The following is a 21534-nucleotide window of genomic DNA, read 5'->3' as shown; positions in this document are numbered from 1 at the left end:
ACTAACGAGAGTTTTACCAAACGGTTGATACCCGTATGATGATTCTCAGATATACCGTCTGCATTCTGAGATGGGCGGAAAGAAGCTCCCTTTAATTTGGATTCGGTTTTCATTTGCTTTGTGTTTGGATGGGTATTAAAGTTAACAATATTTTACGAAATAACCATAGTATCAATAAGATATAAAATAAAAAACATTTGGTATAAATTTCATTTCAGGCAAAAAAGACCGTCTTTAATAGTGACAGTCTTTTTCTCGTATGAATGTTGATAATGTGTATTATTAGTTATTCGGCCAAAGTCCTTCATAAGCAGAAGTACCGTAATCAATTGTTTCAGCACTTACTACAAAGCTGATCAACATACTGTTAGTATCTACTGCGTCGAAGTCTACTTCGTGTTGAATTACATATCCGTTATTCCACTTTAAAGTAATCAATGTTCCTTCTTCGTGAGATTTGTTGAATACGATCTCTCCTACTGTCGGCTTATATTTTCCGTTTAGTAAGCTTTCAAGGATATCTGACTTTTCAGTAGCCTCTACTGTTACTTTAATTAATGCATTGGAAGGATCTGATGCTACACGTCCAGATACATCTGTAGATCTTGATACGCTGTAGTTCATCTTTAGTAATTTCTGACCTTCTCCGTTGTTGAACTTTAAGATTCCTCTCGAATTTCTTTCTGCCATAATGTGTAAATTTTAATCGTTAGTAATATTTTGTGATTCAGTGATTGTGTAGCAAATATAGAAGGTCTTTTTCTCTAAAAAAAACTTTTGAATACAAATCTGAAAAATTGTAGTAGTTCTACGACTTTTTGTAGTAATTCTACGACATTGGATTTACTAACATGCCATAAAATACTTTCTACAGGGCTTTTACATTTAATATACAATATAAACAAAAAGTGTTTTTTTACACTCAACAGAGAAATAGATTGCAATTAGAGTATGAAATTTCGAGTTTTATACTTTCTGATTAGCTATTTTGGGTCAAGGGTCAATGAGCTATTAGAAATTGACCATGATCATATTTTTAATTATTAATACAATAAAAAAAGCAGAAGTATAATTACTCCTGCTTTTAATATTATAAAAACTAACAATTAATGTTTAGTATATTCTGGTGCTTCAGTTGGAAGCATAGTTGGCGTAAAGTATTCGTTAAGCCAATAGAACGTCTGCCCGTTCTGTTGAATTTTTACTGCCGGATCATTTCTATGAGCAAGCATTCTGTCTGCTAAATCCTTGTAGTGACGGAAATAGTTTCTTACTGTTGCTGTAGGAACACCTTTTGACTTTTTCCAGCCTTTAAGCTTATACTTCGTCATGATTTCTTCATCTGTAAGGTCAATTCCCGTACTCATTCCTACTGCATAAGCCATCGGTAATTCATAAAGATCTCCTTTATCAAGGAATTTAATTGTCGGATTGTATTTCTTCAACAGTTTTACATATTCTTTAACAGCTCTTGCTTGATTAAAGTCCGCTCTTTCTGCTCCTGAATTTTTATAAACTTCGGTATAGAAAGCTTTAAGGTTATCATATTCTGCTTCAGAAATCAGAATTCCTTTTTCTATTCCAGGAGTATAATCTTTCAATTCTTTTGGAATATATCCTTTCACAAGGAACGGATTTCCATAATTGATAAGCTGCGCAGCAATTCCTGCAGATACCGGATTGGTAAGCCCCGGATACAGATATTTATATTTCACATCTACATCTGTTCTTCCCGCTCCAACTGAAGAGTGGAAATAATCATTAAGAGATTTATCCACAGCCTGATTATCGAATGTAACCTGTGCAATAAGACTATCTACAGATTTTTTCAGGAATCCTGGAGTGGTAACATCTCCTTTTTTCGGGAAGATTACAAATCCCTGAGACATACTCTGCTTAGGATATGCTAAAGAGAAAAATCCTGCATCTCCTTCCATTAAGCTAAAGTTATTCTTGGTAAGAACATCATATTGGTTGATGATCTTTTGCTTTTTAAGTTCGGCAATATTTTTAGCAGTATTTGTCACCACATTTTCCGCCATCAATACAAAGTCGTTATAAGTATCAGAAGACCTTGCACTTGTCTGGAACATGATTAATCTTGCCTGAGCTTGTGTAAGTGAACTGATCACACTGTACATATTTCCACTCTGGCTGGCTGAAGTTCCTACAGTTACAACGATATTTGTTTCATCAGGAACATTAGACAGAAGGTTTCCAGCGGCAGAAAGTGCTTCTCCTACAGGTTGGTATCCGTTATTGCTGGCACAGTTCATCTCGTTTGTTTTCTGATCAATAAACGTTGTGATTTTACTGTATTCAGTACTCAGATTAGAAACGGAAACGTTATTTCCACAAGGATTATTCTTGTAAAGTACTACTCCATATTTCACTGTGTTGAAATAAGAAGGTTTCTCAAATCTTAGCTGTAAATCCTGTAATAATGATTTTACAATAGGTGCATAAGGAGCATTTCCTGCGCTTACATCAAGAGCAAAAACAATATTGATATTTTTATCACGTTCTGTAATTTCTCTATAGCGATCGAAGTAGATTGGTTCTCCTAAAACATTGTATACAAAGTTTTTACTATAATCTAAGATATTGGTAAAGTACTTTGTTTTAGAATCCAAAGTTGGAGTTTCATTTAAAGGTAAAGTTACCGGGAAAATGTTTTCCAATGGTCTTCTTTTGTTCACTTCAGTAAGAAGAATCGCTGTTCTATTGGTAGCATCTGATGCAGATCCACCAGGATGTCCTTCATGGATTCCCAGCTCTGATTCAGTGATTCCTGTTGTATTTTTAAGTTTTACGGCAGAACGTTCTCCCCAAGTAGAGATCACATTGGAACTTACCCAGCCGTAAAGGCTTTTACCAATACTATCGATATCAACAGAAGGTTTTTTACCTACCAAAAATCGTTTGTTGTTTTCAGCCTGCTTATAAACATACACCATCTGCCCGTTAGGGATCTTCACATTAGCCTCTTCAATAAGACTTGGTGAGTTAAAAACCTTGATAGAGTCATTTTTATAGTATCTTTCAGCACTTCTGATAACTTCACTGTTATTAGGCACTACCGCTACTCTTACTGGATAACCTGTTCTTTCGCTTTTTAAAGAATTGTTCCATAAAAGAAGATCGGATTCAGGAATCCATCCATATGTTTTGATAGATTTCGACGAAACTTTCTTCATTAAGGCATCTGGAACGTATTCTGCAACCTTTACCATTCCGTCTCTATGCTTTAACACCATTAAAGGCTCAAGAAACTTAACTTCTTTGTATGATTTTTCATCATCTTTATCTAAATAAGCCGTATTTCTGGATCTGTCTGAAATAACAATCCATGGAACTGACTTTTTAGGATATCCGTTGACAACGGTTGAATTATCTACCTGTCCGTATTGTGATGGTTCTGGTGTTTTCTTGGACGGAAGCTTTACCTGGCAACTCGCCAATAATACTGATAATCCTATATAATATGCTGCTAGAGGAAATTTATTTTTCATCCTATTTTATCTTTTTATGATTGGGCGCATCCGAAAACCGGATGGTATTATTTGCTTTGGTTTATATCTACTTTAGTTACACAGTTTTGTGTATCGTCTAAGTTCACCTTTACTGTCTGAATTACAGTATTCTTATCAAACTGAAGACCTGCACAGTACATGTAGAAATTATTTACTTTACTGTCATTTACTTTTACTACTGTATTTTCATTGTTACACAGATAAGTTTTCAGCAGGTAATTATAGTGCATGTTAAAACTATTTCCGTTAGCAATCTGCTGAAGGTGGTACTTAAAGTCGTTATCAACTTTCGCGTAAGAGTCTTCTACAGATACCGCTTCCTGTTCTAAAGAATTATAAGCCGGAAGAATTTTAATACGGTGATAGATAGGCTCCAAAGTTTCTTCAGTGTATAAAGTCACCAGATAATCGCCTGGTTTTTTATATGAATAGATAGCAAATTTATCCTTGGAATCTGTATTTCCTGTTTCTCCAAATTTCCATGCAAACTGAGAAGCTTCTGAAATAGCACGGAAATTTACATTTTCATTCTGCATTGCCTGTACCGGAGCTTCAATTGTTGTTTTAGATTTCACGCTATCCTTAGACTGCTTTACGCTTCTGGCAGAAACCATTACAGGGAAAGACTTTGTGTATTTATTGTCAACGATCAAACTTACCTGGTAATATCCTGGTTTATTATAGAAGTGGATACCGCTGTTTTTATCCGAAGTTGTCCCATCTCCAAAATTCCATCTCTTGGTTTTTGCAAACTGGGTTTTATCTTCAAACAAAAGTGTATCTCCTACTGACAAAGCAGATGGGTAAACTACCCCTACAATATCATCAGCAGAATGGATTACTTTTTTCTGCAGCCATAATGCAACGAGGGCTGCAATGAGCAATGTTGCAATAACACCGATAATAATGTTCTTTTTGTTCTTTTGAAAATAATTCATAGTTAATAATTGTGATGTGTTTTATTTAAAGTTCCTAATTCCATTCCTTTATTACTGAGTTCTTGCCTGTAATGCACTTTCTCTTTGATAAAGTTTATCCTGCTTATCTTTATAGCCTATTCTACATTCTTCAATTTGCTTTTCGAATCTTTTAATATCCTCTGAAGTGGTAGAAATCACCTTTTTATCTTCATAGTACATTTTATAGAATCTGGCAATCTGCGGAAAAGCATCTTTTCGAACATCAGTAATGCTACCGTGTTCTTTGAAATAGCCGTTAAGATCATTAACGCCTACAAAGATATTATTTTCCACAAAAGGCTGTGGAGTTTCGTCTGTAAGTTTGGTAATCATGGTATAAGTACTGTCCATAATAGGCAGAATAACTTTCTGATGTTGCTCAAATTCAGTTTTCTGCTCCAAATTTTGAATTCCTCTGATATCTTCATCAGAAAATGGAGATTCAAATCCTTTTAAAAATATAACTCCCAGAAATATCATGGCAGTTACAAGCATCAGTATTAAATAAAAAAACTGATAATGCCTTTCCTTTTTAGATAGTGTAATGTGTCCTTGCATATCTTTATTTTTTATCTTCTTCTACCTACTGTAAAATTTCTGGTTGGGTCTCTTCGAAGTTCATTATTTACTCCTCTTACTTTTCCCATACACACTTCAAGATCTCTTTTGGCAGTTTCTTTTTTATATTCTACGCCTATGATCTTTGTTTTAAGAGTGATCATAGGTTCTATCTGCTTCATGAGTCTGGCATAATGCTTAAAGCTTCCGGTACTGTCTTTGCCCATTATAATTTTAGCATCTCTCACGTGGTCCATGATACTTGTTCTAAGAAACACCTCATTTTCCACTTTCCTCAAGTCAAGCTGAGACATTCTGTTGTAAATATCATCCACATGATCTTTTAACATGTCACTTCTACGCATCAGTTCCATGTAATCTTCAGCCTCTCTGCTGATCTTTTGTCGTTGTATATCATAACTCTTAAAGAAGAGAAATAAGCATGTGAAAGTAACTACCGACAAAACGGCAAAAGATAGAATAAACTTCCAGATGCCTATTCTTACGTCAGATTTGTTTAATTTTTTTTCCCTGTTCGAAGACATAAATTTGCGATTTGTTTGGCCTGTGAAAATATAAAAAAAAAAATTTATGCACAACACGTATTTTCCCGAACCTCTATCCGTAGAATCCCTGATTAAATTAATATTAATTTTCACTTTAATAAGTTTTTCATAAATTAGGGCTCTGAATTTAAAATATCATTCGCCAAATCGATATTAAGAATGAGTAAAATATTATCTAATACCGTGCGTTTCTCTATAGCTGACAGTGATTTTTATTTTAAAAAAATAATGATCAAAACACTTATGGAAAACCCGTTCTATATGCTTCTGAACGATTGCAACAACGGTCATGAACTGGTAAACAGAATCTACAGAAGACAAGAAGATGTATTTATTATAGAACTGTTTATGCCGGTATTGAGTGGTATAGAAGCCATCAAATATATAAGAAAGAACAATGCAGAGACTCCTATTGTCACCTATTCCGGGACGTACCAGGAGGATATGGCAGAAATTCTATCAAAGATTCCTAATATATATTACTGTCAAAAGAAAAGTACTATAATCAAGGATATCATTAAAGGAAGTATCGCTTCTGAAGAGTTTGATTACCAGAAATATTCTAAAGAGTGGGAGCAACAACCTCTCGCTGTGCAGGAATATATGGATAGGCAGAAAAAGGGGCAGGAAGAGCTTTCCCCTGCAGAAATACAGCTCATGAGATTCTGCTATGAAGGTTTTAGTAATAAGGAGATTGCTGAAAAACTTAATCTTAGTACAAGAACAATTGACACCTATATCAACCGACTTACAGAAAAGCTGGGGCTGAAAACAAAACTTCATCTTATCCGTTTCTGTGTAGAAAATGGATATTATAATTCCAGTATGTAAAAGATTTTAATTCTGAATTCTGAATCATTATAAAGAATAGCAAAATTGTAGGATACGGATGAATGACAATAACCTTGCTGAGTGGCTTATAACTCCTATTTTAAGGCTATTATCTATACACTCTTAGCTTTATATTATTTAATTATTAAATAACCATAAAACCACGTTAACATAGAGTACACATTAGAAACTCAATGATCTGAACAAAAATATTTTGCCACTAATTTGCTAGTATTCAATTTTTTTAACTAAATTTGCACACCTAAAATTTAAAATTAAAATAAGGAAATGACAAAGGCAGAATTGGTAAACACCATCTCAAATAAGTTGGGAACAGAAAAGAATGAAACACAGAAAGTTGTAGAAGCTTTTATGCAGGAGATCAGAACTTCTATGTATAATGGGGATAACGTTTATCTGAGAGGTTTTGGATCTTTTATCATTAAAACAAGAGCTGCTAAAACAGGAAGAAATATTTCTAAGAACACTGCAATTGAGATTCCTGCTCACAACATTCCTGCTTTCAAACCTTCAAAATCTTTTGTAGAGAAAGTAAAAACAAAAGTTGCAGTAAAATAAGAACATTAACTGAATATTAACTAGTTACTAAAAAATTAAAATTATGCCAAGCGGAAAGAAAAGAAAAAGACACAAGGTTGCGACTCACAAAAGAAAGAAAAGAAGAAGAGCGAACAGACATAAGAAAAAATAATCTCCTCTTCTCGAGATTTACAATATAATAATATAGTTGGTGATTTTAATTTTTTAAAGTTCGCCGACTATATTTTTGTTTGCAACTATAAGATTCCGCGGAAAACGGACAGTTTCAAATATTATTTTAATAAAAATATAAAGGTTTACATTCAAAATCCTTATATTTAATAGATGAATTAATCGAGAACAATACCAATTTCCTAAAATCTTAACAATTTTATCTTATAACAAAATGAAGAAAGAACTAATAGTTTCGCATGAAGATGATCTTACAAAGATTGCACTGCTGGAAGACGGAAGACTATGTGAACTTCATGAGCAAGAGGACAAAAGCGATTTTATAGTTGGAGATCTGTTTATTGGAAAAGTAAAAAAACTGGCACCTAACCTGAATGCAGCATTCGTAAATATTGGATATGACAAGGATGCATTCCTGCATTATCAGGATTTAGGACCACAATATCTTACTTACAGAAAGTTTTTAAAAGATACTATTTCTAAAAAACAAAGCGCTTCAAGCTTAAAAAATTTCGAGATACAACCCGAAATAGATAAAAACGGAACGGTAGACAAAGTAATTGCAAAAGATGATCTTGTTCTATTACAGATCACTAAGGAGCCCATTTCCACAAAAGGTCCCCGAATTTCTACCCAAGTTTCCCTTACAGGACGTTTTTTGGTTTTAATTCCATTCGACAATAAAGTTTCTATTTCCAAAAAAATCAAAAGTTTTGAGGAAAAGGAAAGATTAAGAACACTGATAGACAGTATAAAACCAGAAGGTTTTGGGGTCATTATCAGGACTGTAGCCGAAGGAAAAAAAGTTGCTGACCTTCACAATGACATGAATCAGCTGATTCAGAAATGGGAAAGCACTTTTAAAAATATCCAGAGAAACAAAGTTCCGTCCAAAGTTTTAAGCGAAGAAGACAAAGCTTCAGCTATTTTAAGAGACAATTTTAATCAGGATTTCGTTAATATTATCTGTGATGATGAACAGATGGTGAATGAAATGAAAAATTACATTGAGGTAATTGCCCCTGAAAAGAAAAATATTGTCCAGTTTTATGATTCTCATATTCCACTCCTGGAATATTATAATGTTGAAAAACAGCTTAAACAGAGCTTTGGAAAACACGTAAACATTCCAAGTTCTAAAGGCGCTTATCTTGTTATTGAACACACAGAAGCACTTCACGTTGTAGATGTCAACTCCGGAAACAATATCACTACCGGAACCGCTGTCAATAAAGAACACGCACTGAAAGTGAATAAAATGGCAGCCACTGAGATTGCCAGACAGCTTCGTCTCCGCGATATGGGAGGCATCATTGTGATTGACTTCATCGACATGCCTAATTCTGATCACAGAAGAGAGCTCTATGAGCATCTAAAAGAGGAAATGAAACGTGACAAAGCACGTCATAAAATACTTCCTCCAAGTAAATTCGGTCTGATCCAGATCACCAGACAAAGAAACCGTCCGGAAAAACAGATCGAAACCAAAGAAGAAAACCCGAACAAAGACGGAGAAATTGTAGCTCCAATTGTTATCGTGGAAAGAATGGGTGAAACTTTAAGAAACATACTGCAGAAAGAAAAAGGAAAAATTTACCTGCACGTACATCCATTCGTAGAAGCCTATTTAACAAAAGGCATCAAAAGTATCCAAATGAAATGGTTTATCAAATACAAAAAATGGGTAACCATTGTCCCAAGGGATTCTTTTAAATATTTAGAATACAGAATCTATAATTCTAAAAAAGAAGAATTGATAGAATTCTCTAATTAAGACAAAATTCAAACCTCCGGCAAATGCCGGAGGTTTTTTGTTACCTTAGCGTTCATTATAAATATCAATCTAATCACATTTCTTAAAATAATAAATTTTTAATTTATAGTTATGAAAAATCACCACTACAAAGCTACTATTCAATGGACAGGAAATAAAGGAACCGGAACCAGCGGATACAGAGATTACGAAAGAAGCCATACTATTTCGGTAGAAAATAAAGCAATCATTGAAGGCTCATCAGATCCGGCATTCCGTGGTGATAAAGCAAAACATAATCCTGAAGAGATGTTCTTATCTTCACTTTCATCATGTCATATGCTTTGGTATCTGCATTTTTGCTCAGAAGCTGGCATTATTGTAACGGATTATCATGATGAAGCTACAGGAATAATGGCAGAAACCTCTAATGGAAGCGGTCATTTTACTGAGGTCACTTTACACCCTACCATTTATGTAACAGACGAGTCAATGATAGAAAAAGCAAAGAAGCTTCATCATAAAGCAAATGAATTTTGTTTTATTGCCAACTCAGTGAATTTTCCTGTGAAACATATCCCCAAAGTGTTAGTTAAATAATTTACTCAAAGAATTAAGAACCTCAAAAAGCTAGTAGAATTCACGTTTTAATAAAGATAACTCCAAGTTTTTTCGTTAAAACTCAACAAAAAGAGAATTATTTAACAAATAATCAACAAAAACAACATTTTATTATGTAAATATTTATATAAATTTGAAATTATTTATCAATTTTATGCAAAATGTGAAGTTTTTTTTATATTTTTATATAAACAAAACTAGCCATGATGAAACCAAGATTAACTATTTTTGATGAACCGATGCTATACACAGAAGGCTTATCAAAACTATTGACACAGAGCAAAATTTTTAATAACATTGATATCTGTAATTCCCTCGAAACTCTGTCTAAACATCTAAAAGAAGAGCCCCCAGAAATTCTTGTTATGAGCTCAAACATGCTAATGCTTACAGAGTTATATAAATCAGTAGAGAATATCACTTCTGAGCATGAAAATATAAAAATTATTATCATAGGAAGCTGCTACGATATTATTGATATCCGAAAGCTCTTCAATAAAGGCATCAAAAGTTATCTTGACAAAAACTGCAGGTATGATGAATTTTTAAAATCCATTAATGCCTTACTTCTGAACGAGATCTACATCTGTGATCACGCGAAGGAAAGAATGATCAGCTTTATCAGCAATGAACAGGAAAAACGCAAACTTCACCTCAGAGATCCTCTCACCCGCCGTGAAATGGAAATCCTGAAACTTATTTGTGATGGCTACAGCAGCAAAGACATCTCTGAAAAACTATTTATCAGTATCAATACGGTAGAAACACACAGAAAAAAAATTCTTTTGAAACTCAATGTCAAAAACACTGTAGGCGTTGTAAAATACGCTCTTGAAAATCACATCATTGACTGATTGAAACCAATTAACCAAATAATTAACCAAAAAAATTCCAGACCTTATGATCTGGAATTTTTTTTGCCTATTCCCAAATTCCTATTAATAAAAAGCTAGGCAAACAAACTGATTATTAATTTTTATTAATATGAAGAAAGAAGTAATTGTGAGTTTTTGCTTTGCAAAGTGAATCAGAGATCCAAAGTGTTAAACATTCAATCTTTAATTTTAAACTCAATTGCAAAGTGAATAGTCAATTGCCACACTCAATAAAATTGATTCATACAGCAAATTGACTACTCACAATTGACCACTCATTCCATTCTAAATTTTCAATCCAAGTTATTTATTTAATTCTTTATTCGTAATCCGGCATTTCTCCATTACTGAAAAGTGCGGAACGTGTAAGATCTGTCATGTTGCTACTCAAGTCTATTACCATGATATTTCGCTGGGAAATATTATCATTAGAGGTATTCATAAAGATCACCTGAGCATTATTTGGGGAGAATCTTGGATCAAGATCATTGGTTCCCATTGCTTTCTCGCTTTCGGAGGAAATATCGGTTAAAGCATCATTCGTTAGATTATAGATAAAAATATGAGAATCTAATTGACGATAATTTCCACTTGCGTCTTCATATCCTGCGACATCCCGAGTGAAAAGAAGGAGTTGCCCGTCTACAGAGAAGTTCAGTCCACCACTTGCTCCAGCCGTTCCGGACAATATTGTCTTAATAACATTTCCTGTGGTATCTATGATGTATATTTTCGTGTTATAACCATTATAATCGTTGGTTTTAAGGGCAATTTTACTTCCGTCGTAGCTCCAGTCACATTCTGAGATCATACTTCCATCAGGTGTTGTATATACTAAAGTAAGTCCGCTACCATCTTTATTGATCCTATAAAGTTTATTAAAGTTTGAATAAAGAATTTCCTTACCATTGGTACTCCAGGCAAAATCCATTTCGAAGTTATTAAATCCTGCTACAGGCACTGTTGTGACCTTAAACGGATTGGATCCATCAGGGTTTGCAGTGTAAATATGGGTGCTTCCGCCTTCGGTGCGTAAAAATGCGATGAGCCCTGCATTATTATTTTTCCTTGGTCGCCAGCTATTGTAGGATGAATTCGTGAACTGAAAATTATTTCCTTGTCCATCACTGGAGATAATCACGAAATTACCATTCTGCTTTTGAGTATAATGATACCTGTTGGCAGGAACCGTATTCGTCGTAAACTTGCCGATAGAGCTTAAAACTGGCTGATGAATGTCGTCCGAAACAGACACCTGCCAGAAGTAGCTTACACCAAACTTCAGATTTGAAAGCGTATAATGAGTAGCTGCCAAATCATTAACCTGAATCACATTAGTGTCAAGATTATTTTTAATTGTTAAACTATATTTTAAAACATCTGCTGTATCCGGATCTGTTGCACTCCAGGTTAGTTCAACACTTAAAGGTTGATTTACCGCATTATCTATCGGACTTAGAAGCTGTGGCGTAGAAGGTGGAGAATTTAAAGAGGTATCATCGTCCATTTCAAATACCACGGTCACCACCTGATTTTGAGTCTGCATATTTACAGACTGAAAGCTTGTTATATATCCTGAAAGCTCTGCTTTTACGGAATAATTTCCAATCGGCATTGCTGTGATTTCAAATGAACCATCAGTACCACTGAAAACAGTTTGCGTGGTAGGAGTTGTGAAAATTTTCACGTTTGCAAGCGGAGTATTACTGCCTCTTTTTACTACTTTTCCTTTTAGGGTTCCTGTCTGAGCCTGTTCTACAAGGTCTTCACTACATGAAAACAGACAAAATGTTAGGATGAATATGCTTAGTATTTTAATTAAAGTTTTCATAATTCGTGTTTTTATTTGTTTCCAAGGTAAAAATTGATTCCCAATGCAAAGCGTAATGCCTGATCTTTTCTTTTTCCATTGATAAGCCCTTCCCAGTTATCTTTAAAACCAAGATCGTATTGAGCAGATGCTCTCAGTGAAAAATTATTGTCTATCATGTATTCGAGACCGCCTCCGAACTGTCCTTTATATTGAGGCTTGTATTTGGAATACAGCGCTCCTGCCCCACCATAGATATATGGGCTGAATCTGTATTTCGGGAAAAGGAGGTATTCAAGGTTTATTTCAGGACCGTAGTAATTTCTTTTTACAATATCTTTATTTTCGAGGGTAAAATAATTACCATTCACCTCAACATTAAAGTTGGGAGTTAAAAAGTATTTCATCCCTATTTTACCTCCGATATTCATTTTAGGGTTTACATAATCATCTCTTACTTTCTGTCCTTCCACATTGGCAAATACAGCAACTTTCTGTCTGTAATTACCTGGATATCTGTTTCCGATTACTCTTCCGTTGTTATCTTCTTTTTCTCTCTTATATTCATTGATCAAAGCCTGATAACTAGTTGTGCTGTCTATTGCTTTTCCCCATATTTTATCCTGGATTCCTTCAATAACGAGAGATTTCACAGCTTTTTCAATGGCTTCGGTTACAGCTAGCTGAATAGGTTCGTTCTGAGTAAAACCTACCTCAGCTTCCATCAGTCTTTCGGTGTCTATATATCGGAAAAAGCTTCCGTTTACGCTTGTGGAAAGAATATTTTTAGAAGTATAAACAGTTTTAAGGATTTCCCCGTTGAGGGTGGAAACAGCGCGTAGGTAAATGGTAATTCTATCCTGGCGATATTGTGTGGATGCTCCGATACCAAAGTATCGTGCTCCAAGACCGCCTGTCAGGATATTGCTGTCATAGGAAATGACTCCTCCTTCCAGAAGAATTCCGGCATAAAGAAGCGGAGGAAGTGACTGGCTGTTTTTATCAGCATCTTTAATGTATTCCTGACGTGTAGATCTGATGATTTGTCTTTCATTGAGCAGATTGGCAATATTTTCTCTTTCAATAGGGATAAACCAACGGCTGTCTTCGAGTGCCTTAATGAGAATGGTAGTAGTACCTTGTGGCACTGCAGTACTCCAGTTGTTACCGTTTTCAGATGGTTTATACTGCCCCGTCTGATCTCTGAATTTATAAACTCCAATGACAATTTTTTCCTTCGGTAAAGGAAGTGTTTTCAGTTCTTCTGTGGAAGATGTCACCTCTCCCATCGTTGGCTTTTCAGGATCTGAAGGTAAGCCAAAAATCGAACTACAAGCCTGTAGAATGCATAGCAGAAAACTACAGAAAAAAATTCTGGTGTAGATGTAAGCTCTCATGATAAGTTTGGTATTAAGTTTTTATTTATTTCGGAATTACGATCTCGGACTGATCGCCTGTACTGGTATCCAAAATATTGATCAAAAGTCCCTGATTAGTTGTGGTAATCTGTAAATAAAGCGACCCGAAGAGGTAATTCCCGGGTTGTATATTTCCATCTCCGAACTGCTCTTCAAAAAGTTTTCTTGAAAGTTCACTTAAGATCTGTCTGTTCAGACTTTGGGTAAAACTATCAAGAGAATTGGCACGATCAAGCAGATCTTTGTAGTCATTTTTTTCATCAAACTGGTTTTGGGCATTGGCAGAGCTTAAAAGCCACTGATAATTAAATGTATCTCCCCCAAATGCTGGGTTTACTGGCTTATAAACAAGTTGCTGAGATTTCCCGGAGAAAATACCCGCAATAAAGATTAAAATAATGATAAAAGTTTTCATGGCGGACGTTTTTAGTAAATAAATTCATTTTTAATAAGGTTTTTCTTTGCGTTAAATTCTTTGATATATTTTAAGCTGAATGCTAATTGTTCTTTTAAATAATCTTCTCCTGGATTGGTCATGAAGCTATAAATTACTTTATCGTCAATCTGAATATTGATCTGACCGCTTGTACCCCGGAGAGGAAGTTCTGAAATAGTAACAGCACTAATGCTTTTATCCGGAATTTGGCTATATTGGAGATAAAACATATCGTAGAAATCTTTACCAACTTTAGTCTTGGTTTCATCAATGGTAAGTCCTTTAAGCTCATAAACCGCGTCCTCTTCTATTCTTACCGCTTTTTTTTTAAAAAGATCATTATTAAGCTCAAGGCTATCTTTTGCAACTAAAGTCCGGGTTTCTTCGTCTCTGATATAAAGAAAAGCTTTCAGGGCATCTTTGGGTTCAAGATTTACGCTTATTTCCGATAATGTTTTTACCTCATTAGGGTTTACAGAAAACTTACCACTCTGCTGATTGTTGGAAAGGTTTCCTCCATCTCCTTTTTTTATAGAAACTAAAAGGTAATTAAGCTCTTTGTAAACAGCAGTATTATTAATAACAACTGCTTTTAGCTTTATTTGGTTTTCAATATGGCTGCTTTCTATTTTTGCATTTACTTTTTTATCTTCCTGCCCATAAACCTGTATAGACAGGAAGATAAATAAAGTACTCAGACTAAGGGAATATAAAATTTTCATCACTCGTGTTTTAATAATTTCTCATGAAAACTGTTTTATTATCTCCCTTTATATTGACCTGAATTCCATCTGAAATACTGTTGCTTCCTGTAATATCAATAATATTATTACTTCCTTGTGTAGTAATAGCAGTTTGGGTTTCTTTATCTGTAAATGAATTATTAAAATAAAGGGCATTAAAGTCACCAAGCTGCTTTACAGCAATATTACTTTTGTTATTAAGAGAAAGTTCAGCATTATTATAATCACCTATCTGAATGATAGTAGAATGATAAGCATTCTGATCAATATCCTGTCTGGTTATAAGATTAAAGACTGTATTACTGTTTACCTTATTCCAGTCTATTTCCTGAGCATACAATGGCAGTACTGCAAAAAGAGCCAAAACACTCCATCTCAACTTAAGCATGGCATTATATTTTTATTAAAGGTATATCAATAGAACATCGAATAAAACACACCCAGCAGGTAGTCATATAAAATCATGGTTTCTGGGTATATTTGATCTTTAAGCTAAAAAGGAGAAACCACGACCTGTAGCTTCTCCCTTCCATTTTAAAGATTACAGTATAATTACAGGGCTTAGTTAGACTGGTTCACAATCATTGAGTTTCCGTTACCTATTTGAGTTCCTATGTGAATATGAGAATCACCGGACTGAGATACCCAGGTAAAGTTTCCATTACCCATCTGAAGATCAAGGGCTGTATTAGAATTCCCTACTTGAAGTTGATACAATTGGTTATTACTTCCCACCTGTAGTCCCATAGCGTTGTTGTCATCACCTACCTGAGCAGAGACAGCTAAGTTACCGCTACCGACTTGAGTATGATCCGCACTGTTATCATCACCAGCCTGGAATTGAACAAGAACGTTGTTAGCTCCTATCTGAACACCGTTTGCTTCATTTCGTCTTCCCACTTGAATTTGATAAGCTTCGTTACCAGCTCCCAGCTGCAACGCTGAAGCTTCGTTTCTTCTTCCATCCTGATATTGATAAACAGAGTTACCTAAACCAATTTGAATTGAAGAAGCATCGTTTCGTCTTCCGATCTGAGTTTGTTCAGTAGAGTTTAAAAATCCTAATTGCCATGTTGAAGCAGAGTTTCTGTTTCCAGTCTGAGTCACCATATTCGAGTTGGCAATACCTACCTGATCTACATCAATCGAGTTTCTGTTTCCATTACTTACTGCAGTATTCATATTTAAGATCCCTACTTGATCAATGTCTGCAGTATTACGATTTCCATTCTGTGTTAAAGAATTAATGTTCAAAAGACCTGTCTGGTCTACTGTAGCTACATTTAAGTTTCCTGTTTGTGTAGTCACATCAATGTTTAATTGAGCGAAACTGAAACTCATGGCGATTAGTGTAAACACACCTGCAAGTAAATTTTTCATCTTAGTAAAAATTAATTGGTTAATAGTAAGACAAAGGTATACCCTACACCAAAGTGAAAAACCACCGCCAAAGTGTAAATTATAAAAGTCATGGTTTACGGTTTGTAAAGTCACCATTTATGGTACCTGTGACATCATGGATTTCAGTTACGTGAAAATACGGTATTCCTTATAGAAAGTAAATACCCATAACGAACTGCGTTTGTCAATTGAATTCCAAGTTCAATGTTTTTGAGTTTAATATTTAAAGTCTGGATGAAGATTCAATTGTATAAAAATTCACGATTGTGCTTTGCAAAGCAAAAATTGACCATTGAACTTCTCTCCACCGGCACTTCATAGGTTAATTAATGTTAAGGCATTTATTTCTTCAAGATATATTGTTAAATTTGAACTATGGAAAGTTTTGGAAAAGATTTATTGAGAAAAGTTAAAAGTGTTGAGCTTCCCGGCGAGCACGCCCATGGAATATTTTCTCCTCCCTACCGTCCCGTTTTTACTTACGATGAAGTGCTGGCAAAAAATCCCAAGTTTGCAGCAGTCAATATTGTATTGTATCTGAAAAACAACGAGTGGTATTTTCCCTTGATCCAAAGAACCATCAATGAGCATGACAGACATAGCGGGCAAATCTCATTACCAGGAGGAAAACGGGAAGAGATGGATCGTGATTTTGCAGAAACAGCCGTACGTGAAACTTCTGAAGAAATAGGGATAGATAAACATTATGTGAGAGTAATCAGGGAAATGTCCCCTATCTATATTCCACCAAGCAATTTTTACGTATATCCTTATATTTCATATACTAAAAAGAATCCTCTCTTCGTTCTTCAGCAGAGTGAAGCGGTAGAAACTATTGAATTTCCTATCACTTCTTTTTTAAACCTGTCTGATACCCCTGAAATAATGGCACTTCCAAGTGCGGGAGGTCATGAAGTTCCTGTAATTAATTTCAACGGATACATTATTTGGGGTGCCACAGCAATGATATTAAGTGAATTCAGCCAGTTGCTGAAAAAAATGTAACTTTGCACTACCGTGTTTAATTGAAAAATGGCGAAGAAAAATATTTTCACCGATGCATTCGGAACACCTTATTTTTTAAAGAGGTTTATTATTTTTATTTTAGGAGTTGTATCATATAGAAGATTCAACGGCTTTAATAAGTTAAAAATAACCGGAACAGAGCACCTTGTGGATCTTCCGGACTCCAACGTACTGTTTGTATCTAACCATCAGACTTATTTTGCGGATGTAGCAGCAATGTATCATGCATTCTGTGCCGTAAATAATGGATACTTAAATACGATTAAAAATCCGATCTATCTACTGAATCCCAAGATCGATTTTTATTATGTAGCAGCCGAAGAAACAATGAATAAAGGAATTCTTCCTAAAATATTCAAAATTGCAGGAGCTGTAACAGTAAAAAGAACCTGGAGATCAGAAGGAAAAAATGTCAACAGAATGGTAGACATGAGCGAAGTAGATAACATTATGAAAGCATTGGACAATGGCTGGGTGGCTACTTTCCCACAGGGAACCACATCTGCTTTTGCACAGGGACGAAGAGGTACTGCCAAACTGGTGAAAAATCAGCGTCCTATTGTAATTCCAATCAAAATTAACGGATTCAGAAGAGCTTTTGATAAAAAAGGGCTCCGCGTAAAGGTTACCGGTGTAAAACCTACGATGGAGTTCAAACCACCTTTAGATATTGATTACGATAACGAAAAAGCACCGGAAATCCTATTGAAGATAATGACTGCCATTGAACAGACAGAAGACTTCAACCTCCTACACAATTATGATGAAGAACTTAAAGCTAAAAAATTAGAACAAAAGGACTCAAATAATTAAAAAAATTATGAACAGAATAATTGGAATCTTATTCGCTATCATAGTATTAGTTTCTTGCAACAGCCAAAAAGTATATTCAGATTTCGATATCAGCTATTCGAAAAGCGGTGGCTTTGCTCCTGTATATGAAAATCTACTGATCAAAGGAAATAATGTACACTATTCTTTTGAAGGACAGGGAAAAAAGCACAAACAGGATTTTAAAATTTCCAATGAAGATTTAAAGAAACTGGATCAGGTTCTTTCCCAGAATAATTTCAGAAGAATACAGGAAGACCGTAAAAAACTGTACGATAATGTTTCGACTTCCATCAATGTAAAGAAAGGTCCTAATGAAGGCAGTAAAACTGATGCTAGCCTTATCATTCCGAATTATCAGACCAATTGGAATAATATTCTTGGAGCCTTCCAGGACATCATTAATACTAATGTTAAAAAACAGTAAATACAATTGAAAACCCACTTCATTGCTATAGGCGGAAGCGCCATGCACAATCTTGCCATCGCATTAAAAGATAAAGGATACCAGGTTACAGGTTCAGATGATGCTATTTTTGAGCCTTCAAAATCAAGACTGGAAAAAAAGGGAATTCTTCCTCAGGAAATGGGTTGGTTTCCTGAAAAAATCACATCAGATATTGATGCTGTCATCCTTGGAATGCATGCCCATCAGGATAACCCGGAATTAGCAAGAGCAAAAGAATTAGGTTTAAAAATATATTCATATCCTGAATTCCTGTACGAACAGGCTAAAAATAAAACCAGAGTGGTTATTGCAGGTTCACACGGTAAAACTACCATTACTTCAATGATCCTCCATGTCCTGAACTTCCATCAGAAAGATGTAGATTTCATGGTAGGTGCTCAGCTGGAAGGCTTTGACTGTATGGTAAAACTTACTCAGGATAACGACTTTATGGTTTTGGAAGGTGATGAATACCTTTCCTCACCTATCGATCTGCGTTCCAAGTTTTTATTATACCAGCCGAATATCGCTTTAATGAGCGGTATCGCGTGGGACCATATCAATGTTTTCAAAACATTTGATGACTATATTGATCAGTTCAGAAAATTTGTTGCAAGCATTACAGCCGGTGGTGTTTTAGTCTATAACGAAGAAGATCCCGAAGTAGTAAAAGTGGTGGAAAATGCTGAAAATTATTTCAGAAAAATCCCTTACAAAACTCCTGAATATGAGATCAACAACGGAAAAGTATATTTAAAAACTGAAATGGGTGATGTTCCCCTTTCTGTTTTTGGAGCACACAATCTATTGAATCTGGAAGGAGCAAGACACATCTGCCAGCAGCTTGGTATTATGGATGAAGACTTCTATGAAGCAATCATGAGCTTTAAAGGAGCTTCCAAACGTCTTGAAAAAGTAGAAAGAGAAGATAAAGGAACATTATATAAAGACTTCGCTCACGCACCAAGTAAGGTAAAAGCTGCTGTAAAAGCCTTCAATGAGCAATTCAAAAGTGAAAAAAAATACGGATTCCTTGAGCTTCATACCTATTCAAGTTTAAATCCTGCATTTTTGGAGCAATATGACCACGCAATGGACGGATTGGATGAAGCAGTTGTATTCTATTCCGAAGATGCTTTAAAAATTAAAAGAATGGAACCTATTTCTCCTGAATTCATTAAGGAAAAATTCAAGAATGAAAACCTGAGAGTTTTCACCAACGCGGAAGACCTTCATGCTTACTGGAATACTTTGGATAAAACCAATGGTGTTTATCTGATGATGAGTTCTGGAAACTTTGGCGGGCTGGATCTGACAAAATAATCGAATTTCAAAACCTAGTATAAAACAAAACTCCTTTCTATCGAAAGGAGTTTTTATTTTTTATTTAATCTTTCTGAAATATCTTGTTGTCACATCCTTCTTTCCATCTCCATCCCAATCAGTATTATGATCTTCAGTTACCAGCTCAGTAGGAGTTATTTTGGTGACGATATACTCTTTACCATGCGTCAGCTTTCTAGTTTCCTTATCATAAGTATATTTTGCATTTTTAGGTACAGCCGGCTCACATTTACCATCTTTACTTTCATAATTCACAACATTTACTTCAGTTTCATTATACTCAACAGTATTTTGAGACTCACAGCCATTAGGATAAACAGTTTGGGTTTTGTTATCATAAGTAGTATAAAACTCTCCTTTATACTGATTCCATGTTCCAATGAGTAAAGCCGCTTCTTCTTTTTTAGGACTATCATCATCATTACTACAGGATACCATTGCTGAAAACACAGCAAATGGAAGAAATAATTTTTTCATGATTATAATTTAAAATTGCATTTAAAGCCTTAAGATAATACAATTTCATTTACTTCCCCATTGTTTGAAGTATGAGATTTCTCAGAATCTGTTCAGTTGATAATTCACTGTACTTATGAATAGACTGCCCCGCCCAGATTCCTACAAAATCAAGATTCTGCTGAGATTTTGCTTCTTTGCGTAATGCATTTGTCAGTTTATTCTGATACGGATAAGGTAAAATATAGTCTGAATTTTCCACAATCTGAGTATATTTATTTTTAATCCCTCTTGCATATCGCCCGGAAAAGCTCTTCATTAACATAATTTCATCCTCAGTTACCTGTTTAAGTTTGTCTTTTTCAAAAGGCTCTAAAGCACTTTCCTGAGAAGCTAATAATAGATTTCCAACCTGAAATCCCTGTGCTCCCAATTCTTTTACCGCCTGTAAAGTTTTACCATTATAAATTCCCCCTGCATAAACCAATGGAGCCTTTGTATGATCATAAACCTGTGATAATAAAGACAATCCTCCTATCTGCGGAACATGATCAGGATCAAAAGTTCCTCTGTGTCCTCCAGCTTCCGTTCCTTGTACACAAATGATATCAATTCCTGATTTTTCGAGAATTACAGCTTCTTTTACGGAAGTGCAGGTTCCGATAAGCGTTACTTCATTCTCCTTTAATTTCTGAATGCTCTGGTCGTCAAGATTTCCAAAAGTAAAGCTTACAATTTTACAGTTTTCTTCTATAATCACATCAATTAACTCATGATATCCATTTATTCTAAGAGCTGATAAATCAGGAAGTTTAACCTCAATATTATTTTCTTTGGCTAATTGTTCAAGGAAATTCTTTGTTTTAGAGAAATGATCTTTTAAAGCATCTGTGATTTCAGGAATATAATGAGCAAAAATATTGACAGCAAAAGGTTTATCTGTCAGTTTTTTTGTTGCCCGAATCAATTCAGTAGATTCATTTGATGAAAGATCTCCCAATGCCAATGAACCTAAACAATCTGCTCTCGCAGCCGCTGCTACCATCTGTATCGTACTCACGCCAAACATCGGAGCCTGAATGACAGGATATTTTACACCCACTCTTTTACTGATTGTATCTGACCAAAACATAACAAATTATTTTAATTAAAAAGATACAAAAAATAGGACGATCTCAGTTTCAACAGAATAT

Annotated in this window: 22 protein-coding genes; 9 read left to right on the top strand and 13 right to left on the bottom strand. The window is 34.9% G+C overall.

Going from position 1 to position 21534, the window contains the following annotated elements; genetic code table 11:
- Window positions 1-282: 282 nt before the first annotated feature.
- The 5 genes from tssD to tssO form a co-directional block, all read right to left on the bottom strand.
- On the bottom strand, window positions 283-690 hold the full coding sequence (gene tssD, locus BBI01_RS22270; protein ID WP_065396832.1) for a type VI secretion system tube protein TssD: 408 nt from the start codon (window positions 688-690) through the stop codon (window positions 283-285).
- A gap of 416 nt (window positions 691-1106) precedes the next feature.
- Window positions 1107-3512: a type VI secretion system protein TssR domain-containing protein gene (gene tssR, locus BBI01_RS22265; RefSeq protein ID WP_065396831.1), complete on the bottom strand. Its 2406-nt coding sequence runs from the start codon at window positions 3510-3512 to the stop codon at window positions 1107-1109.
- Window positions 3513-3559: 47 nt separating this feature from the next.
- Complete coding sequence (locus BBI01_RS22260) at window positions 3560-4471, bottom strand: PKD domain-containing protein (RefSeq protein WP_065396830.1); 912 nt, start codon at window positions 4469-4471, stop codon at window positions 3560-3562.
- A gap of 51 nt (window positions 4472-4522) precedes the next feature.
- Window positions 4523-5050: a type VI secretion system transmembrane protein TssO gene (locus tag BBI01_RS22255; protein ID WP_065396829.1), complete on the bottom strand. Its 528-nt coding sequence runs from the start codon at window positions 5048-5050 to the stop codon at window positions 4523-4525.
- Between the two features lie 11 nt (window positions 5051-5061).
- Window positions 5062-5595 (bottom strand): type VI secretion system TssO, encoded by a 534-nt coding sequence (gene tssO / locus BBI01_RS22250; protein WP_065396828.1) that lies wholly within the window; start codon window positions 5593-5595, stop codon window positions 5062-5064.
- A 180-nt stretch (window positions 5596-5775) separates the two neighbouring features.
- On the opposite strand from tssO, the gene BBI01_RS22245 reads away from it, so the two are divergent.
- From BBI01_RS22245 to BBI01_RS22225, 5 genes are all read left to right on the top strand, one after another.
- Entirely contained in the window at window positions 5776-6447 is a 672-nt protein-coding gene (locus BBI01_RS22245) for a response regulator transcription factor (RefSeq protein ID WP_065396827.1), read from the top strand.
- 288 nt (window positions 6448-6735) lie between these two features.
- The gene (locus tag BBI01_RS22240) at window positions 6736-7026 is read left to right on the top strand and encodes an HU family DNA-binding protein (RefSeq protein WP_002984212.1); all 291 of its coding nucleotides are present in this window, start codon (window positions 6736-6738) and stop codon (window positions 7024-7026) included.
- Between the two features lie 367 nt (window positions 7027-7393).
- The gene (locus BBI01_RS22235) at window positions 7394-8953 is read left to right on the top strand and encodes an Rne/Rng family ribonuclease (protein ID WP_065396826.1); all 1560 of its coding nucleotides are present in this window, start codon (window positions 7394-7396) and stop codon (window positions 8951-8953) included.
- A gap of 111 nt (window positions 8954-9064) precedes the next feature.
- A complete protein-coding gene (locus BBI01_RS22230; protein WP_065396825.1) occupies window positions 9065-9532 on the top strand; it encodes an OsmC family protein in 468 nt (155 codons plus the stop codon).
- Between the two features lie 224 nt (window positions 9533-9756).
- Window positions 9757-10407 (top strand): response regulator transcription factor, encoded by a 651-nt coding sequence (locus BBI01_RS22225; RefSeq protein WP_228394057.1) that lies wholly within the window; start codon window positions 9757-9759, stop codon window positions 10405-10407.
- A gap of 340 nt (window positions 10408-10747) precedes the next feature.
- Here BBI01_RS22225 and BBI01_RS22220 read toward each other — a convergent pair whose 3' ends face one another.
- The 6 genes from BBI01_RS22220 to BBI01_RS22195 form a co-directional block, all read right to left on the bottom strand.
- Complete coding sequence (locus tag BBI01_RS22220; RefSeq protein ID WP_065396824.1) at window positions 10748-12259, bottom strand: carboxypeptidase-like regulatory domain-containing protein; 1512 nt, start codon at window positions 12257-12259, stop codon at window positions 10748-10750.
- Between the two features lie 11 nt (window positions 12260-12270).
- On the bottom strand, window positions 12271-13635 hold the full coding sequence (locus tag BBI01_RS22215) for a CsgG/HfaB family protein (protein ID WP_065396823.1): 1365 nt from the start codon (window positions 13633-13635) through the stop codon (window positions 12271-12273).
- A gap of 25 nt (window positions 13636-13660) precedes the next feature.
- Entirely contained in the window at window positions 13661-14071 is a 411-nt protein-coding gene (locus tag BBI01_RS22210; RefSeq protein ID WP_065396822.1) for a curli production assembly/transport component CsgF, read from the bottom strand.
- Between the two features lie 11 nt (window positions 14072-14082).
- Entirely contained in the window at window positions 14083-14814 is a 732-nt protein-coding gene (gene csgH / locus BBI01_RS22205) for a curli-like amyloid fiber formation chaperone CsgH (protein WP_065396821.1), read from the bottom strand.
- 10 nt (window positions 14815-14824) lie between these two features.
- Window positions 14825-15223: a hypothetical protein gene (locus BBI01_RS22200; protein ID WP_065396820.1), complete on the bottom strand. Its 399-nt coding sequence runs from the start codon at window positions 15221-15223 to the stop codon at window positions 14825-14827.
- A gap of 173 nt (window positions 15224-15396) precedes the next feature.
- On the bottom strand, window positions 15397-16215 hold the full coding sequence (locus tag BBI01_RS22195) for a hypothetical protein (protein WP_065396819.1): 819 nt from the start codon (window positions 16213-16215) through the stop codon (window positions 15397-15399).
- 396 nt (window positions 16216-16611) lie between these two features.
- Here BBI01_RS22195 and BBI01_RS22190 point away from each other — a divergent pair, with 396 nt between their 5' ends.
- From BBI01_RS22190 to BBI01_RS22175, 4 genes are read left to right on the top strand one after another with little or no spacing between them, the layout of a single operon-like run.
- Window positions 16612-17241, top strand: coding sequence for an NUDIX hydrolase (locus BBI01_RS22190; RefSeq protein ID WP_065396818.1), 630 nt, complete (start codon window positions 16612-16614; stop codon window positions 17239-17241).
- 27 nt (window positions 17242-17268) lie between these two features.
- On the top strand, window positions 17269-18075 hold the full coding sequence (locus BBI01_RS22185) for a lysophospholipid acyltransferase family protein (RefSeq protein ID WP_065396817.1): 807 nt from the start codon (window positions 17269-17271) through the stop codon (window positions 18073-18075).
- A 7-nt stretch (window positions 18076-18082) separates the two neighbouring features.
- Window positions 18083-18520, top strand: coding sequence for a hypothetical protein (locus BBI01_RS22180; protein ID WP_065396816.1), 438 nt, complete (start codon window positions 18083-18085; stop codon window positions 18518-18520).
- A 6-nt stretch (window positions 18521-18526) separates the two neighbouring features.
- Window positions 18527-19864, top strand: a complete 1338-nt coding sequence (locus BBI01_RS22175; protein WP_065396815.1) for a UDP-N-acetylmuramate--L-alanine ligase — start codon at window positions 18527-18529, stop codon at window positions 19862-19864.
- A 60-nt stretch (window positions 19865-19924) separates the two neighbouring features.
- On the opposite strand, the gene BBI01_RS22170 is transcribed toward BBI01_RS22175, so the two are convergent.
- The gene (locus BBI01_RS22170) at window positions 19925-20362 is read right to left on the bottom strand and encodes a lipocalin family protein (protein ID WP_065396814.1); all 438 of its coding nucleotides are present in this window, start codon (window positions 20360-20362) and stop codon (window positions 19925-19927) included.
- Between the two features lie 49 nt (window positions 20363-20411).
- Window positions 20412-21473, bottom strand: a complete 1062-nt coding sequence (locus tag BBI01_RS22165; RefSeq protein ID WP_065396813.1) for an NAD(P)H-dependent flavin oxidoreductase — start codon at window positions 21471-21473, stop codon at window positions 20412-20414.
- Between the last annotated feature and the right edge of the window lie 61 nt (window positions 21474-21534).

The sequence above is a fragment of the Chryseobacterium artocarpi genome (assembly GCF_001684975.1).
GTDB lineage: Bacteria > Bacteroidota > Bacteroidia > Flavobacteriales > Weeksellaceae > Chryseobacterium > Chryseobacterium artocarpi.
The sequence above is the reverse complement of the archived record's forward strand: the minus strand, read 5'-3'. Positions and strand labels throughout refer to the sequence as shown.